We start from the raw sequence: 17,205 nt of genomic DNA on the forward strand, positions 1-17,205 counted from the left end.
AGGTTTAATATTTTTTATAAATGTTGTACAACACGCTCTTATCGTATATGGTCAGTTCGGGTGTTGTATCCCTTACAACAAACTTTCTTTTAAAGGCAACAATCGCAGCTTTAAGGTTAGACGTATCGTAACCGATAATTTTAAGCGCATCTATCGCATTAAAACCATCTGGGGGGGCAACAAGTTGCCCTTCATCATACCAAATTCCAAAACCCCGGTCCGCCAGCTTTTTCCAGGGGAAAAACACGCTTGGATCGTTCTTCCTTGCTGGAGCGATATCGGCATGCCCAATAAAATTATTTGTCGGTATTAAATAGCGAGACTTCAAGGTATCCAGCACCGTCATCAATGAATTAATTTGTGCATCAGGAAAAGGTTCTCTACCATTATTATCTAGCTCAATACCGATAGAACATGAGTTCATATCTACGATAGAACCCCATTTAGCAACCCCAGCATGCCAAGAGCGGACATAATCGTTTAACATTTGTATAATCTCCCCATTTCGGCCAATAACATAATGTGAACTCACCTTAGTTCTCGGGATCTGAAAAGTTTTAATTGTCTGACCGATGCTATCTTGCGCAGTGTGGTGGATAACAACAAAGTTTGGCTTGCGTACATCATAATGAATAGCCTCTTCTTGACGCCAATAAGAATGGCTTCCCGATTTCTGTAAAAAGATGATCTTTCTTTCCTCTGGTGTCAATAAACTGGTATCCGGCTTAGTCACAATCTGCGGCTCCAAAACCACCGGAGAAGCAAAAGATGTTACCAACGGTTTCAAAATCGCCGGCTGTACCTTCGACTTACAACTTGCCAAAGAAAGCAATGAGCACAGTAATATTCCTACTGACACAGGTCTAATCATTATTTTGGTAAACTATATACAATTCCCATTGCCAAGGACTGACTCAATTGCACCTTGGAAATAACATCTGGATCATAAATCATAATACCATTCAAGTTCACATTGATTACACGGGTAACTTTCGCTGTTACGGTTACATCTAAACGGTGCGTTGGATCGGAAAGTTTCTCATAATCCGCAAAAAGATTATAACGCGCCTTTACATTCAATTTATCTGTGAAGTTTTTGTCCAAATTACCCGTTAGCTGGAATGCCAGTGCATTTGCAAAAGTTCGATCTTCCTTTACACCGAATCTTTCGCCGGTACCTACACTTGGATTGTTTGGATCTCTATAATATCCATACTTTGCGAAGAAACCCTCCCCAGAGCGAGGTCTAACGCGATCATCCAAAATAAAGGTCTGACGAGCAGTACCTGTACCAAAACGTAACGAGAATTCATTGCTGGGCTTGTACTCAAGACCGAAAGACTCCGTCAGATAGGCTGGCGCCATAAAAGCATTCTCGATATAATCAATGGTATCCCTACCATTGATCGTTTTATACTTATACCCTGCGTCAAACTGAGACTCAAAGGTCACCGATGTAAACAAAGCCCAATTGGCAGACAATTTATAAGAAAGCTTATTATCCCAAAATATACGGTCATTATTTTTCTTCGCAATATTATTGGTGTTCTTTATTTTTCCATAACGTAAATCAACTTCAGTCACGAAATTGAAATTATCTCTGGTATAATCCGATTTATGATTGGCATTCAACCCAACAGCAATAGAACCGACACCGCCCCCTTTCCAATTATCATTAAATGATGCCTGATTTAAATTGATCCCAAATTTTGTCCAATGTTTCCAATAGTCTACTTCTAGGTTCAGTTTGGGAACGACAGGACGAATGGTTTTAATATTTAAAGGTTGCTCTTTCTGTACGGAAATTACGGTATCTGGTTTTGCCCTAAGATCTTTCAGATCCTGTGCCTGTATGCCAGTAATAGAAAGGCAGAGCATAGCCATGCCGACAAAATTAAATAACTTCATTCTGAAAACGTCTATTTTTGTTTACGGTACTAATTTATAATTAATTGTTGGAAAAGGCTCAATAAAATATTGTGAAGGATTCAATTGATACCGTGAATAGCAATTCTTAATGTAATTTGCCAGTTCATAATCGCTTGCTGCAAGAATAAAGAAATAGGAGGGTCTGAATATCCTTCTAAATCGCTCCGATTCTTCACTATTGAGTCCAGTTACTTTACTAATAAGTTCCTTCGAAAATTTATAATCGATCACATTTTCCTTATAATCGTTTTCAATGGTTTTAGTCAATCGGCGTGCCCGTTTGGCCTCTTTGCTAAATAAACTGTAGATTGAATTGATGCTTAAACCAGCGCCATTTGGGCCTACAGAAAATACATCACCATAACCTGCCAAACGATATGCCTTTTCATAATCCACTTTTGCTTTCTCCAAAATTTCTTCGGGACTTTTGCGTGCGTAAACCTGAACCTCCTCTATATAAAAAGTTTCGCGTACCAAATGAAAAAGTAATAATCCCCGTTCATCTACAAGAAGCGTATCTGAAAAGTACCCCTTACTCATCGCGACGATATGATCTCCTAACTGTGCATTAAAGACAAATTCACCTTTGATTGTATTATAATTCACCTCTCCTGTTCGCAAGTTGGCAAGCTTGACATTGCCAATACGCTGTTTGGTATTTTTATCAAAGACAATCCCCTCCACTTTTTTATCTTGACAAAAAAGTGCAGAAGTGGAAGCCCCAATGGCAATAAGTAGAAAAATATATCGTATTAATATCACTATCGTAAAACTACTATATAGGGATACAAAAGTGAAATATTTAACATCTTTTAAAACGTAACTATTTAGATATAACCAAAAGCTGCCCCAACGATAGCGCATCATCGGTAAGACCATTCAAAGCCTTAATCTGATCGACAGATACATTATATAGCTTACTGAGCGAATACAACGTATCTTGAGCTTTAACCTCATGAATACGCATGGCTACGGGGCTCTTGATGGCTTCTGTTTTTACAACCGAGGGGGGGGCTTCTTGTACATTCTGAACGATTTCTACCTGCACCGTTTCCTCTCGAACAACTTTTTCACGCGGCGATTCACCGCGGTCGTATTGATCAAGATGATATCTTTCGATCATTTCGATGAGCAATTCAGGATAACGTGGATTGGTGGCGTACCCGGCTGCTTCCAAGCCTTTAGCCCAACCTTTATAATCATTCTTATCCAATTTAAAGAGCGCTGCATACCGAGGCCTCAACAGAAATTCAGAATGATCTCGAAACGATTGTTCGGGACTGTCATAAACACGAAAGCAATCATTAATATTATCATCAGGGCGGGTTACGGATTTTCCTTTCCACACTCCGCCACATTTAATACCAAAATGATTATTCGCCTCGCGCGCTAGGTAACTATTCCCATTGCCTGATTCAAGCAGTGCCTGAGCAAGTTTAATGCTGGCGGGGATACCGTATCTGTTCATTTCTGCAATGGCCACCTGTTTGTAATGACTGATGTAATCGTTCCCTGCCATGGTGGGCCGCCCAACAGAAGGAGATGAAGAAGTTTTTGAATTGGAGCCAGATTTAGGGGACGATAACGTGCCCCTCCGACTTGAACATGATGTAACCAACATCATGAGTACAAACATGCCATAAAAAAACTTCTTCATGCAGTAATGTTGTGCTTAGTGCTTATTTTTTTGTTGACGAGAATTTGTTTTGCTTAGCATCATGATCAAACATATCCAAATGATATTGTCTAATTGTAGCGAGTACTTTTGCAGTCCAACCTTTACTCGTCGAGTACCCCGAACGAGCTATCGCTTTTACCCAAGCCTCGTATTTTTCACCCGGATGTTTATCAAAAAGACTTTGAGTAGTCTTTTTTCTTTTCACTATTCCTACAAAATCATCGTACGAGTCCAATACTGACCGATAACCTTTGTAAGCTGACCGAATAACGGTACTATTGTTCTTTCCTTTGACACCAAAATGGTTATTCAAATTCTTTGCTACCCTGCTACCACCATTTCCGCTTTCATGCATGGCGATGGCTAAGATAACCGATGCCGGAACACCATGTTCCTCCATCATTTCTTTTGCTATTGGACTGTACTTATCGACATATGCCGCATTACTTTGAGCCGAAACCTTTGTTAATCCAAAAGTTCCCAAAGCTAGTATCAGTACAAAGCTTTTTAATTGTTTTAAATTCATGAAGAATGTTTTAGTTCACAAATTACTTCTTGCGTAATACAAAAAGTCCGTCTCGAATTGGTAATATCACCTTTTCTACGCGCTTGTCCTGAGCTAAACGTGCATTCAAATCAATGATCTGCTTTGTTTGGTTGTCTGGTTTTGAATCCAATATCTTACCTTTCCATAAGACATTGTCAATCAAAATAAGTCCCCCAGACGGAACTTGATTTATTATCGTTTCGAAATAAAATAAATTTCTCTTCTTGTCTGCGTCGATAAATACTAGATCGAATGTTTCATTCAATGTAGGTAGTATCACCGCCGCATCGCCAATGTGATACCTGATTTTGTCAGCAAATGGCGATTCATCAAAATAACCTTGAACCCTTTCTTGCTGCTCTGCATTGATATCAATGGTATGTAATAGACCATCTTCCTTCAGCCCTTCAGCGAGACATAAAGTTGCGTATCCCGTAAAAGTCCCAATCTCTAAAATACGCTTGGGAGCAACCAATTTACTCAATAAAGAAAGAACTCTTCCCTGGTAATGTCCAGATAACATATGGGGCATTGTTTCCTTCAAATAAGTGTCCCGATTTACCATTTTCAGTAACGAATTTTCTTCGTCTGTAGTATGTTCCAAATAGGACTCTAAATCGCTGTCAACAATTTCCATAACCGCAAAGGTACCAAAAAACATATTTAGTATAAAAACTTTTTTTTATTAAAACCTGATTATCAATCAAATACAATAAACCTTTTGTAAAGGACGTTTTTTTAAAATTGCCTCAAATGCATAAAAACCCAACATCGTCAATTTTAAAATTTTATTTCAGATCACAATTTCCCCAAAGAAAAAGCCTTCTAAAATATGATATTTTAGAAGGCTTTTTTATTATTGCACCATACCGGTATTACGCAAGATCAGCTGTGATCAAGCGTAAGAATTCGGATCGCGTTACATCATTTTGAAAAGCTCCTGTAAATGCAGAAGTTGTTGTCACAGAATTTTGTTTCTGTACGCCACGCATTGCCATGCACATGTGTTTACATTCCATGACTACAGCTACGCCCAGCGCCCCCAAAGTTTCTTGGATACAGTCCCTGATTTCATTAGTGAGCCTCTCCTGAACCTGAAGACGACGTGCAAAAATATCAACGACACGCGGTATTTTACTCAATCCAACAATATGTCCGTTAGGAATATAAGCTATATGGGCTTTACCGAAAAAAGGCAACATGTGGTGTTCACAAAGAGAATAGACTTCAATATCTTTGACGACAACCATTTGACTATAGTCTTCTTCAAACATCGCTCCACGTAATACCTCTCCAGCATCAATATCATAGCCATGTGTCAAAAATTGCAACGCTTTCGCAACACGCTCTGGCGTCTTTACTAAACCTTCACGTTTGGGATCTTCCCCAAGACATGCCAATATATCGGTATAATGAGAAGCGATTCGTTCTACCTTTTCAGTATTGTATTTGTCGATCTTAATATATCCATCCAACTCTTCGTTGTCAAATGAGTGCTGACTCATAGTTTCTACTATTTAAATGTATTAAAGTTTAATCGCCAAAATATTCGACGTAATTATTTTCTGTTTCGTGCAAACGGACACTATGTAAAATTACTCCCTGTTCATCAAACAAGGGTTTTAGAATCTTAAATATCTCGATTGCGATATTTTCAGTTGAAGCCATCACACCCTGCATAAAATCAACATCTAAATTAAAATTACGGTGGTCTACCTTATCGATGATGCTACGATTGATAATTTCCTTCATCATCTTTAGGTCAATCAAAAAACCAGTTTCTGGATTAACATTTCCTTTAACTGTGACATAAAGATCATAATTATGTCCATGCCAATTCGGATTGGCACAAAGACCAAAAACCTGTTCATTCTGCTCCTCACTCCAGTCTTCACGATAGAGCTTGTGTGCAGCACAGAAACGTTCACGACGAGTTATAAATACCATAATAATACAAAGATAAGGCTTTAGGCGCAATTTTAACATTTCAATTTGAGGAATGCCGTCAGAATACCGTAATATAATGAAATGCTTATACCATTCTTCATTCAAAACCGATAAAAGTTCCGTAGTCTAAGTCTTAACTATTAGAGAACGCATGGCTAAATTTGAAACCGAACGTTGCTTACTCTTTATGAGAATACCAGTGTTTATATATTATTGGCTCTTTTACGTAATTTTTCTTATTATTTGATTGCGTTTTTAGTTAGGTTTAGTTTAGGGTTAAGTTAGGGTTAGCTTAGGGTTAGTTTAGGTTCAACCTATATTATCCCTATTTAAAAGCTAAACTAAATAGCTATTAAACCGCTATTAATGTATAATAAAGCAGTGGCTACTTCTAACTTATAAATGCCAAAAAGAATGCCGTTTCACCGCGCTTATCAGTAATGATATTGTTAGCAAAAGCCAAATCATCCTATGTATAAAATCAAAGTCAGATCTGTCAGTTGGACGAATACCAAGTACTATATTTTGTTTTAAAATACTTTTGCGCGCAAGATAATTTGTATTTTTCCCTCAAAAAAGAGTTCGTCATGCAAATATTAGTTATTGCGGCTACTTCATTTGAATTGCAGCCGTTCCTGGAAGTGGCATCAACATACGATCGATGCGATACCCTCATCACTGGTGTTGGCATGGTGGCCACAGCCTTTGCGCTAGGAAGAGCACTTCATGAAAAAAAATATGATCTTCTTATTAATATAGGAATAGGGGGATGTCTGGATCGGCATGTTGAAATAGGTTCAGTCATCCAAGTGGTTTCAGAGTCATTCGTTGAGCTTGGCGCGGAAGACGGTCATAACTTTATTCCAATAGACCAATTGGGCTACGGAAAGTCTAAATTTTCCTCCTGCTTATTAGCTGACAAAGAGCTTCGTCTCCCATTTCTAAAACAGGGGGAGGGCATTACCGTAAACAAAGTACATGGTCATACAGAAAGCATCGAAAAAATTCAAAAGCTCCATCCCAATAGTCTCGTAGAAAGTATGGAGGGAGCTGCTGTTTTCTATGCTGCGGACAAAATGACTGTTCCCGTTATAGAGATTCGCGGTATTTCGAATTACGTAGAAAAAAGGAACCGTGCCACGTGGAACATTCCGTTAGCTATCATGAATAGTAATAAGGCACTTATAAAAACATTGGAATATCTGAGCAACTTATATTTAAAAATTTAATATGAAAGTCATTTACATCTTAAAAAATGACATAAAACTATACAATTAGCGTGTTCAAATCTTCAAAATATCAATTTTAAATAGTAGATTTGTAATCAAAAAATTGACACTATTTTACAACTGATGAGAGAAATACAATTCAGAGAAGCACTTCGTGAAGCAATGAACGAAGAAATGCGTAAAGACGACAAAATATTTTTATTAGGAGAAGAAGTTGCTGAGTATAACGGAGCTTACAAAGTGAGTCAGGGTATGCTTGATGAATTCGGCGCAAAACGTATCATTGATACACCTATTGCTGAACTTGGTTTTGCGGGTATTGCTGTTGGAGCGGCAATGAATGGTTTAAAACCTATTGTGGAATTCATGACATTCAACTTTTCACTTGTTGCTATCGACCAAGTGATCAATGCAGCTGCAAAAATCCACTCAATGAGTGGTGGACAGTTCTCTATTCCAATGGTCTTTCGTGGTCCTACAGGAAATGCTGGCCAACTTGCAGCTCAACACTCTCAAAACTTCGAGAACTGGTTTGCAAATACACCAGGTTTAAAAGTCGTGGTACCTTCTAACCCATATGAAGCTAAAGGTCTATTAAAATCATCGATTATAGATCCAGATCCTGTCATCTTTATGGAGTCTGAAGTAATGTACGGCGATAAAGGACAAGTTCCTGAAGAAGAATATTACTTGGAAATCGGAAAAGCTAATATCATCCAAGAAGGTACAGATGTAACTGTTGTATCTTTTGGTAAAATGCTTCCTCGCGTTGTCATTCCTGCAGTTGAAGAATTGAAAAAAGAAGGTATCAGCGTTGAATTAATCGATTTGCGTTCCGTACGTCCAATTGATTACCCAACAATCATCGCATCTGTTAAGAAAACGAATCGCTTAGTGATTGTAGAAGAAGCATGGCCATTGGCATCTATTTCTACAGATTTAGCATTCAATGTTCAACGCAATGCATTTGACTACCTAGATGCGCCTGTAATACGCGTAAATTGTGCCGATGTACCACTTCCTTACGCACCAACATTAATCGAAGCGGCTCTGCCTAGCGTCGAAAAAGTTGTAAAAGCTGTTAAAGAAGTATCTTATATCAAAAAGTAATTTTTGTTAATTATAAAAAACCCAAATCCCTTTTACCACGTAGAAGGGATTTTTTTATATATTTAAATTGCCCAATTATTACTGATAAAAACATAAAAATTATAGATATGAAAAAATTAAGAATAACCTCATTGATCGCGGTATTTGCTTTCTTTGTTCTCGCGGCTTCCGCACAAAAGAAATATACACTGCGCGTAAATCCGGATGCAGGAAAAAAGATTTCACAAAACCTGAGTATGACCATGGACATCGATGCCGCTGGTCAAAAAATGACTACAGATCTCAACATGGGGTTTGATATAACCAATACAGCAACAAAAGATAATTCATTCGCATTTGATTTAAAATACACAGGAATCAATATGAAAATGAATATGGCAGGAATGGACATGGCATATGACTCAAAAAATCCAGAAGCTAATGATTTTTCTAAGCAGATGCATGCTACGTTAGGCAAGCTGCTAGAAAATAATATAACCTTCAATGTAAACCAACTTGGTAAGTCGTCGGATATCAAATTACCTGAAGGCATCAATATGCCGTTTGACAAAAGTATGTTCGAAAATATCAGCACTGTATTACCTGAGCAACCGGTTACCATCGGAGATTCATGGACATCAAAAACAGAATCTGATGATTCAGGAATAATGGTAGAAAGCAAAATGACATTAATCGAGGCAAATGAGCTTGGTTACAAAGTAAATGTGGAAGGAAAGATGTTTGGTCCTGATGCAAACCAGGTCGGCAATCTCCAAGGTTTTTATGTTTTGGATAAAAAAACCTGTCTTACCAAGGCAACCGAAATGATAAGTGATGTAGATATGCCGGAAGCCAAAATAAAGACCACATTAAAAAGTCAATAAACCATCGATTAGAACAAAAAAATAGGGACCTGTTGGTCCCTATTTCATATAGATAGTTTTAAAACTACGCGTTAATCTCTTCTTTGTATTGCTCAGCGGTTAACAAAGCGTCTACATCAGCAGCGTTGTTCAATTTAATACGAACAATCCAACCTTCTCCATACGGATCAGAATTGACCAACTCAGGAGATGCATCAATAGCCTCATTAACAGATAAAATTGTAGCTGATACAGGCAAAAACAAATCAGAAACAGTTTTTACCGCTTCAATTGTTCCGAAAACTTCATTTGCGGCAATTTCATCACCTACAGTGTTAATGTCAACAAAAACGATGTCTCCCAATTCACGTTGAGCGAAATCAGTAATCCCTACAACTGCTTCATCACCTTCAACACGAATCCATTCGTGATCTTTGGTGTATTTCAATTCTGCTGGAAAATTCATTGTATTTAATTTTTTGATTTTTAATGCCGTGAAGTTACAAAATATCTTCAATTGTCAAAAATGATATTCATCATAACATTTTTGTGCTTAATTTTAAGCTATGAATCTTCAAATCGAAAGACTTTACCAAATTTCACGAAAGAAAGCGCGACTCATTATTGGCCTGATGTCCGGCACTTCACTAGATGGGTTAGACATTGCACTATGCCGCATAGAGCATGCAGGAAAAATAACAAAAATACAGCTGGAGAAATTTTCTACCATGGAGTACGACGACGAATTTAGGACACGAGTTCGAGAAGTTTTTGCAAAACGCCATATCGATCAGCAGCTCTTTTCCGGACTCAATGCCTACATTGGAATAACCCATGCAAATTTAATCAATGCAGCCTTAAAACAATGGAATATTGCGAACAGTGAGATTGATTGTATAGCCAGTCATGGACAGACAGTTTACCATGCTCCCAAATCGTTGACAAAAGATCAAAATTGGCCAAATAGTACCTTACAGATCGGAGATGGGGATCATATTGCAGTGCATACAGGTATCATAACCCTATCAGACTTTAGACAGAAGCATATCGCTGCAGGGGGAGAGGGGGCACCTTTAGCAGCTTATGGCGACTACCTACTTTTTTCACATCCGACAGAAAATCGTTTCTTACTGAATATTGGAGGGATTTCTAATTTCACATTTATCCCAAGCCACCAAACCAAGTTGAAAGCATATGCTACTGACCTAGGCCCGGGAAATACCATGATGAATCAATACATGAAGACGCACTTTGATACAGAAATGGACAAGGATGCTCAGATGGCAAAAACTGGCTGTGTAAATGAAGATTTATTGAATCAGCTTTTGGCGGAAGAGTTTCTAACACTACCCTTTCCAAAAACTACTGGCCCAGAACTATTTAATCTGACCTATCTCCAACGAGCACAGCATAGCTCTAAGACAACGGATCTGCCTCACAAAGATGTCATGGCTACCCTTAATCGTTTCGCTGCTCAAGCGATGGTTAATGGAATTCGCAGCCAGACTGAAGGTCTAACCGATATAGCCGTTTATATCAGCGGCGGAGGGCTACATAATCCTTTGCTGTTTGATTATATCAAAACAAGTTTACCAGCGTGTAAGGTGCAAAGTTTTGCAACATTAGGTATAGATCCTGATGCAAAAGAAGCCGTTCTCTTTGCGCTATTGGCAAACGAAACCCTAGCGGGCAACAAATCCAATGTAGCGTATATCAAAGATTCTCCCGCTGTATGTATGGGTAAAATTAGCTTACCCGAATAGTTATTCTGTATCGATGGCTTCTTGTAAAAACTCCTTGAAAGGAAGCATACTTTTATAAGACGCCACGATATTATCCAGTGCATTTTTCGCAGATAGCTCTTTTACAGTTAACGATCTGTCCAACACAAAGCTCTTTAATTTGATCAGGTCAATAAAAGGATTATCTTCGTTATAACCCGCAGGAGCACGTTTTAACAGATCCTCTTTAAATAGCGCAATTTTATTTTCGGACAACACCTCTTTCAAAATATCATCTAGCTTACCACCATTATAATCGATTTCTTGCCTAATTGCTTCTAAATGTTGCTTTTCAGGTCGCCAGTAGCCACATGCTATAAATGAATTTTCTGCACCGATATGGATATAGTACTCTGGTCCTTGTAGCTTTCTCCCATCTACAGATATCCCTGCACCAAACCAGCTTTTGTAAGGTGTTTTATCCGTTGAAAAACGCGTATCGCGGTAAATCCGAAATAGACATTTGCTGGCCTGTATGGTGGTATTAATTTTAGGATCAAACTCACTTAAAGCCGCAATTAAATCCGTTAAAAAGCTTCTTACATCAACTAATGCGGCTTCATACTTTGCCCTGTTATCAGCAAACCATTCCCGAGAATTATTAGCTTTCAATTCCGTCAAAAAATCAAAAGTAGATTTTTGAATGTGACTCATATTACGATCAATTAATTAAAATTAAGAAAACATAGACCATTGGCGCAGCCAATAACAATCCGTCAAATCTATCCAAAAACCCTCCATGCCCAGGTAATATATTACCCGAGTCTTTGACCTGTAGGCTACGCTTTAACATAGACTCGACCAAATCCCCCAAAGTACCCACAACGCTAATAATTACCGCAACAGTTATCCATTGCCAAAGCGGTAAATAACTGAAATACTTTTCCAGATTCACCGCGGCAACAATAGCCAAAATCAATCCCCCGAAAAAACCTTCCCATGTCTTTTTAGGGGAAATTCTTTCAAATAATTTACGCTTTCCAAAGCTTCGTCCAGCCAAATATGCGCCAGTATCATTTGTCCACAATAAAATTAAAAAACCTAAGGGAAGCACATAATTAAAACTACCCTGCATAAACCCTAGTTTGGAAAATAGGAAAAAAGGCAGTGTAACATAAGCTATACCCAAAAAAGTATAGGCGATGTCGTTAAAAGGGAACTTTCGTTTCTGAAAAAGTGAAACAATATAAGTCACGCTTACAATAGGAATCATCAGCGCCAAAAACTTAACATTTAATAGGTCCAATGAAATCAATGAACCTAAAATAAATAGCAGCAAAGCCAATAGTATGCCTAACCATTTATTTGGAGCGCGTTCATCCGACGAAACGATCCCATAAAATTCATAAAGGCACCATGTACTGAGCAATGTAAAAAAGATGGAGTAAACGTATGCCCCAAAAAGAGTGGCTGCTATCATGACAGCTACAAAAATTACTCCTGTTATTGCTCTTGTTTTCATAAATTAATATCCCCTTCTGCTTCTTCAATTAGTCGTTCAGCCATTTCGATAGATCCTTCGTTGACATAAAGTTCAATTTTTCCAAATAGATAAGAAGAATCTTGCTTATTCAAAACAACAGCAGGAATTCCATGCTCTTCCAACATTTGTTTGACTATCTCTGCCTGAATAGCATTTGTATATGTTTTAATTTTTTTCCAATCGTTCTCCATCGTTTTCTTTTTGGGTGGTTCGATAAAATAAGAGTACAAAAATAAGAGTAAAAATGAAGGCTACAAGATATATCCACCAAGATTGTAACTCAAATGCATTGAGCTCATCATAGCTTTTTCCTTGCCTAGCATAATAGAATGAGATAACCGTAGCTCCCGCATTGTTAACAAAATGCCCGAAGATGGGCAATAGGATGTTTTTGCTCCATAGATAGAGATAACCAAAAAAAGCACCCAAGAGCAAGCGGGGTACAAAACCAAAAAACTGCAGATGTATTGCACTAAAAATAACCGCTACAATCCAGATAACAACCTGGGGATTATGCAACCATCTTCCCACTATATTTTGTAAAACACCTCGAAATAACAATTCCTCTCCGATGGCAGGTATCAGCGCCAACACAATGATATTGAACAGAAAACCAAGAATGCTCGATTCCATAATAATACCCCGAATAAGATCTCCCGAATCCTTTTCACTCTGTTCCATCCAAAGCTGTACCGATTTCATATTCTCTGGAAGTTTTAACGACTCATTCCAGTGACCGATCAAATTCATCACCGGCATAAAAGCAAGCATAGCCAGAAAGATATAGGCAAACTGTATTGCGTTAGGTTTATCATCAAGACGGAAATACTTAATTCCATAGCCCTCCCGAGTATCCATCAAATAAGCAGGGATCACAAATGATCCTAAACTACTCATTAACAATAAAAGGCGCATTTCATTGGCCGATCCATTCATGACCGCCGCTAATGAAAAAACCTGTCCCGTCATTTTATAATAAAAAAACAACGCGATAAAATAGACTACTTGTGATATGAAAGTAAAACCGATAACCATTAAAATCAACCGCAACAACGATTGAAAAGGGTGGGTAGTTTGCGCTGGAAACATATGTATTAAATATACGCTAAAGATAACAATAAAAGCAGGTAAAGCCAATAAATAGCCGAATGCTGATCCATTCAAAATCATCAAAAGTTGCTATTGTATATGATCTAATCGCATCAAAAAGGGCTTTGAAAATTTTCAAAGCCCTTTTTGATGCGTATCTCATTAATTTACCCGAACTGGGTCTGCTGGCTTCTGAAGATTTTTGTATGGATAAGTTTTCATTTCATCCAACAGTATTTTCACTGTTTTCTCCAGTTGAGGATCACGACCTTCCAAAAGATCTTTCGGCAATTGTTCGATAAAAACATCCGGAGCAACGCCTTCATTTTCGATGATCCAATTTCCTTTGAGGTCATACACACCGAAGTTTGGAGATGTTATCCGCCCTCCATCCAGCAATGGAGGATAACCACTGATACCCACTAAGATTCCCATTGTGGTGCGCCCCACCAATTTGCCCAAGCCTTTAAAACGGAACATATAAGGCATCATATCACCGCCAGAACCGGCATTTTCATTGATGATCATAGCCTTCGGTCCATAAATACCGTTACCGGGTGTCGTGAATCCTTTTCCATCACGAATGCCCCAGCCGGCAATTAACTCGCGGGACAAGAGGTCGATCACATAATCAGCAACCCATCCACCACCATTGTTCCTTTCGTCCATCAGAAGAGCCTTTTTATCCATCTGAGCGAAGTAATAACGATTGAAATAAGTATACCCCTCAGGACCGGTGTTCGGCATGTACACGTAAGCTATTTGGCCATTACTCAAATCATTCACCCTCTTACGGTTTCGCTCTACCCATTCCATGCTACGCAAGTTCATTTCATCACCAAAAGAAATCGGTTTAACGATGACTTCACGTGCGCCAACCAATGAAGGTTTTGAATTGATTTTGAGCATCACTTGCTTCCCGACAGTATTGTCAAATAGGCTATAGATATCTTTATCTTCAGTCAATTCTGTACCATTCACAGCAACAATATAATCTCCTTCCTTGATGTTCAATCCAGGTTCAGCCAATGGTGCTTTGAAAGACGGATTCCATTCTAGACGCGTAAATAATTTAGCGATCTGATAGTATCCATTCTTTAGCGTATAATCAGCTCCAAGCACACCTACAGAAACTGAAGGTGTAGAAGGCTGATCTCCGGGATAAATATAATTATGTCCTACGACCATTTCTCCCATCATTTCATTCAATAAATAACCGAGATCAGAACGATGGTTGACAAAAGGTAGGAATTTTTCATATTTAGCTTTCATTGCTTTCCAGTCGGCGCCATGCATATTTTCCACGTAAAAATAATCCTTTTGCATTGACCAAACTTCATTGAACACTTGCTTCCATTCCGCTGCAGGATCCACCAGTTGCTGGATTCCAGCTAATTTAATTTCTCCAGCAGTAGGTGAGGCAACTTTTTGTCCAGCATTTACGATATTAAATCCATTTCCCGTTTGGAACAACATTTTCTTACCATCAGCACTAATAACATAACTACGTGCATTTTCCACTAAGGTTTTGTTTTCAAGTTCCTTAAAATCATAGGCACCAATCGTTCCACCGCGTTGATAGGTCAATTGATTAGGTACTAAACCATTCAAGTTCCAATAAGGTCCTGCCGGTAGAGGAAGCGCAACAATTCTATTTTCTATACGATCGAAATCAACCTGAATAGATTTGTCGATTGGCTTGCTTGTCATTGCGGCTTCCTTTTTATCTTTTTTAGGAGATTTCTTATCGTTCTCTTTTAAGCGCTCCTTTTTATTAGTTTCTCCTTCTTCCTTTTTATCTGCGTTTTCTTCACGGATTTGCTCCTCATCACTATCATTTTTAAAGAAAGATGGCGTTTTGCTCGAAAGAATAAAAGCATAAACTGCATAGTCTACATTTCGCTGTACAGCGGACATATGTAAACCAGAATTCGTTAAACCTGTATTGGTACTTGCCGTAAAAAATAAATATTTACCGTCTTGAGAGAATGCCGTACTACGAGCAGAGCTCATACCATCGGTGATCTGCTGGGTTTTCTTTGTGTCCAAATTGTACATGAATACAGCAGGTACGCCATTTTCCAGCGTACGAATAAAGGATATCCATTTAGAATCTGGAGACCAGCTTGGCTGGAAATGATTGGATACCCGCCCTGTTTGGCCACTCAATTTATCATCAGCAACTTTGACAACTGCTTTAGAAGCGATATCAATATAATACAGATTGAGATGCGAATCATTGTAAAATAATTTCTTTGAATCGGGCGACCAAGTCGGCTCAAAATAGAAATTAGTTTCACCCAAATTAAAATATAATGGTTTATCTTTTCCGAACTGATCTGTCAGCACCAACTGATAAGATCCATTTTTGTCTGAAATATAAGATACCCATTTACCGTTTGGAGACCAATCTGGAAAACGCTCATGAGAACCCGGTGAATTTGATAAATTTCTAGCCTCGCCCTTTTCTTTAGGCACTGTAAATATTTCTCCTCTCGCCTCAAATAGTGCGCGCTGACCGGTTGGTGATAGTGTAGCATAGCGTATATCATCCTTGATATCTTTATAATACGGCCTTTTATACATCACATCCGTGTTTACACTAATATGCAGCGGAGTTACTTTATTATTGCTTAAACTCAACGTATTTAGTGCTCCAGCATATTCAAAAATCAAATCTGTGCCATTCCCATTCAGCGAACGCACATCATAGTCTTTGAAATCTGTTAATTTATCTACCTTCTTGGTCTTGGTATCATAACTGAAGATATTAACGATTTTATCGCGGTCAGATAGGAAATAAACCTTAGTACCCAACCATAATGGCTTAACGTCATTGCTTTTAACTTGTGGAATTGCTTCTATTTCTTTGGTTTTCGTATCGAAGATCCAAATAGTCGGCATACCGCCACCCCGATAACGTTTAAAGGCTACCCGGTCTCTTTCTGTAGGATCGGTATTCTTGATATAGGCCCAATAACGACCATCTGCAGAAGGGCTGCCTTGCGTGGCTTCAGGCATCATCAATGCCTTGTCCATTCCTGACATTTGTATATTGGAACTATATAATCGCGGACTTAAAGCATAGGTAAAATCTCGCGATGTTGTATAGTATACTTCATCATTGTTGAGCCATCCACGTAATACATCCGAAGAGGGATGATAAGTGATACGCTTGGGTTCACCTCCTGCTACAGGTATTACATAGACGTCGGTATTTCCGTCATAGTTGCCTGTAAATGCCACTTTCTTACCATCAGGAGAAAACATCGGATTCTGTTCTACACCAGGATTGGTTGTTAGTCGTCTCGGATTACTGCCATTTTTGTCAGCAATCCAAATATCTCCACCATACACAAAAGCGATATTATTAGCGCTTATACTTGGATTTCGAAGCAATAAGGTTTCTTGCGCTTTTGCTGACAGAAAAGTTGTTCCGACCAAAAATGCTGCAATTAGCTTGAAGTGAGTTCTATTCATAAACATGTTAAGGTTAAAATTTACCACATACAAAACTACGATTTTGCATAGTGGACCTAGTTAGTATATCAACAAAGTTGCATAAAAAAA

At 38.4% G+C, this 17,205-nt stretch carries 18 protein-coding genes; 4 read left to right on the plus strand and 14 right to left on the minus strand.

What is annotated here, in order from left to right:
• Positions 1-4: 4 nt before the first annotated feature.
• The 8 genes from B2W36_RS03830 to B2W36_RS03865 form a co-directional block, all read right to left on the minus strand.
• Positions 5-871 (minus strand): N-acetylmuramoyl-L-alanine amidase, encoded by an 867-nt coding sequence (locus B2W36_RS03830; RefSeq protein WP_293886485.1) that lies wholly within the window; start codon positions 869-871, stop codon positions 5-7.
• Positions 871-1,908 (minus strand): DUF3078 domain-containing protein, encoded by a 1,038-nt coding sequence (locus B2W36_RS03835; RefSeq protein ID WP_293886486.1) that lies wholly within the window; start codon positions 1,906-1,908, stop codon positions 871-873. The genes B2W36_RS03830 and B2W36_RS03835 overlap by 1 nt, the downstream gene beginning before the upstream one ends.
• Positions 1,909-1,929: 21 nt before the next feature.
• Entirely contained in the window at positions 1,930-2,691 is a 762-nt protein-coding gene (locus B2W36_RS03840) for a hypothetical protein (RefSeq protein WP_209576920.1), read from the minus strand.
• 61 nt (positions 2,692-2,752) lie between these two features.
• Positions 2,753-3,586 (minus strand): glucosaminidase domain-containing protein, encoded by an 834-nt coding sequence (locus tag B2W36_RS03845; RefSeq protein ID WP_293886487.1) that lies wholly within the window; start codon positions 3,584-3,586, stop codon positions 2,753-2,755.
• A 22-nt stretch (positions 3,587-3,608) separates the two neighbouring features.
• Positions 3,609-4,133: a glucosaminidase domain-containing protein gene (locus tag B2W36_RS03850; protein WP_293886488.1), complete on the minus strand. Its 525-nt coding sequence runs from the start codon at positions 4,131-4,133 to the stop codon at positions 3,609-3,611.
• A gap of 22 nt (positions 4,134-4,155) precedes the next feature.
• Positions 4,156-4,791 carry an O-methyltransferase gene (locus B2W36_RS03855; RefSeq protein WP_293886489.1) on the minus strand — a complete coding sequence of 212 codons (636 nt, stop codon included), beginning with the start codon at positions 4,789-4,791 and terminating at the stop codon, positions 4,156-4,158.
• A 238-nt stretch (positions 4,792-5,029) separates the two neighbouring features.
• A complete protein-coding gene (gene folE / locus B2W36_RS03860; protein ID WP_209576925.1) occupies positions 5,030-5,659 on the minus strand; it encodes a GTP cyclohydrolase I FolE in 630 nt (209 codons plus the stop codon).
• Positions 5,660-5,687: 28 nt separating this feature from the next.
• Positions 5,688-6,101: a 6-pyruvoyl trahydropterin synthase family protein gene (locus tag B2W36_RS03865; RefSeq protein ID WP_209576927.1), complete on the minus strand. Its 414-nt coding sequence runs from the start codon at positions 6,099-6,101 to the stop codon at positions 5,688-5,690.
• A 587-nt stretch (positions 6,102-6,688) separates the two neighbouring features.
• Here B2W36_RS03865 and mqnB point away from each other — a divergent pair.
• The 3 genes from mqnB (at position 6,689) to B2W36_RS03880 (ending at position 9,303) form a co-directional block, all read left to right on the plus strand.
• A complete protein-coding gene (gene mqnB / locus B2W36_RS03870; protein WP_293886490.1) occupies positions 6,689-7,330 on the plus strand; it encodes a futalosine hydrolase in 642 nt (213 codons plus the stop codon).
• A 123-nt stretch (positions 7,331-7,453) separates the two neighbouring features.
• The gene (locus B2W36_RS03875) at positions 7,454-8,440 is read left to right on the plus strand and encodes a pyruvate dehydrogenase complex E1 component subunit beta (RefSeq protein WP_293880276.1); all 987 of its coding nucleotides are present in this window, start codon (positions 7,454-7,456) and stop codon (positions 8,438-8,440) included.
• Positions 8,441-8,547: 107 nt separating this feature from the next.
• On the plus strand, positions 8,548-9,303 hold the full coding sequence (locus tag B2W36_RS03880; RefSeq protein ID WP_209576934.1) for a DUF6263 family protein: 756 nt from the start codon (positions 8,548-8,550) through the stop codon (positions 9,301-9,303).
• Between the two features lie 64 nt (positions 9,304-9,367).
• On the opposite strand, the gene gcvH is transcribed toward B2W36_RS03880, so the two are convergent.
• Positions 9,368-9,748, minus strand: a complete 381-nt coding sequence (gene gcvH / locus B2W36_RS03885) for a glycine cleavage system protein GcvH (RefSeq protein ID WP_293886491.1) — start codon at positions 9,746-9,748, stop codon at positions 9,368-9,370.
• Between the two features lie 100 nt (positions 9,749-9,848).
• Between gcvH and B2W36_RS03890 the strand changes: the two genes are divergently transcribed.
• Positions 9,849-11,045: an anhydro-N-acetylmuramic acid kinase gene (locus B2W36_RS03890; protein ID WP_293886492.1), complete on the plus strand. Its 1,197-nt coding sequence runs from the start codon at positions 9,849-9,851 to the stop codon at positions 11,043-11,045.
• Here B2W36_RS03890 and B2W36_RS03895 read toward each other — a convergent pair whose 3' ends face one another.
• The 5 genes from B2W36_RS03895 to B2W36_RS03915 all read right to left on the minus strand — a co-directional run bounded on the left by B2W36_RS03895 (position 11,046) and on the right by B2W36_RS03915 (position 17,115).
• The gene (locus B2W36_RS03895; protein WP_209576940.1) at positions 11,046-11,717 is read right to left on the minus strand and encodes a DUF2461 domain-containing protein; all 672 of its coding nucleotides are present in this window, start codon (positions 11,715-11,717) and stop codon (positions 11,046-11,048) included.
• A gap of 7 nt (positions 11,718-11,724) precedes the next feature.
• Positions 11,725-12,525 carry a phosphatidate cytidylyltransferase gene (locus B2W36_RS03900; protein WP_209576942.1) on the minus strand — a complete coding sequence of 267 codons (801 nt, stop codon included), beginning with the start codon at positions 12,523-12,525 and terminating at the stop codon, positions 11,725-11,727.
• Positions 12,522-12,737 (minus strand): DUF2007 domain-containing protein, encoded by a 216-nt coding sequence (locus tag B2W36_RS03905; RefSeq protein ID WP_209576943.1) that lies wholly within the window; start codon positions 12,735-12,737, stop codon positions 12,522-12,524. Before B2W36_RS03905 ends, B2W36_RS03900 begins: the two co-directional genes overlap by 4 nt.
• Complete coding sequence (locus tag B2W36_RS03910; RefSeq protein WP_293880267.1) at positions 12,712-13,635, minus strand: CPBP family intramembrane glutamic endopeptidase; 924 nt, start codon at positions 13,633-13,635, stop codon at positions 12,712-12,714. Before B2W36_RS03910 ends, B2W36_RS03905 begins: the two co-directional genes overlap by 26 nt.
• Positions 13,636-13,797: 162 nt before the next feature.
• Positions 13,798-17,115 carry a S41 family peptidase gene (locus tag B2W36_RS03915; RefSeq protein WP_293886493.1) on the minus strand — a complete coding sequence of 1,106 codons (3,318 nt, stop codon included), beginning with the start codon at positions 17,113-17,115 and terminating at the stop codon, positions 13,798-13,800.
• Positions 17,116-17,205 lie beyond the last annotated feature (90 nt).

Source organism: Sphingobacterium sp. UBA3549 (assembly GCF_002376635.1).
In the GTDB taxonomy this organism is placed as follows: Bacteria; Bacteroidota; Bacteroidia; order Sphingobacteriales; family Sphingobacteriaceae; genus Sphingobacterium.